The sequence below is a fragment of the Blautia glucerasea genome, assembly GCF_020537505.1.
Taxonomy (GTDB): Bacteria; Bacillota; Clostridia; order Lachnospirales; family Lachnospiraceae; genus Blautia_A.
The window spans coordinates 1-317 of sequence record NZ_JAJBMO010000132.1; the positions used below are offsets into that span (position 1 = coordinate 1).

1 protein-coding gene is annotated in these 317 nt (G+C 34.7%); it reads right to left on the reverse strand.

Annotated features, from left to right (window positions below):
- Nucleotides 1-295, reverse strand: a 295-nt coding sequence (locus LIQ05_RS20840) for a winged helix-turn-helix domain-containing protein (RefSeq protein WP_226822950.1), incomplete at its 3' end; no start/stop codon positions are given.
- Nucleotides 296-317 lie beyond the last annotated feature (22 nt).

A 317-nucleotide genomic window follows, 5' to 3' on the forward strand; every position in this document is an offset into this window, starting at 1 on the left:
GCTGTTCGTTTTCATTATTCAATTCAAATTTGTAACCTATATCCCTGACACTGACGATGCAATTTCCGGCACCATCTTCAACAACATTCAGCTTTTTTCTCAGTCGCTTTACCAGACACCAGATGATATTTTTAATATCACCAACAGGATAATCTTTCCAGACAAGCTGGTAAATCTGTTCAAACGTGTATACTCTCATCGGTGTCGCCGCTAATAAGTATAAAAAATTATATTCTTGTCGTGTTAAATGTAACGCTACATCATTCCAAAATACTTTATGTTTCTTATGATCCATTACAAGTTTTCCCTTATTAATC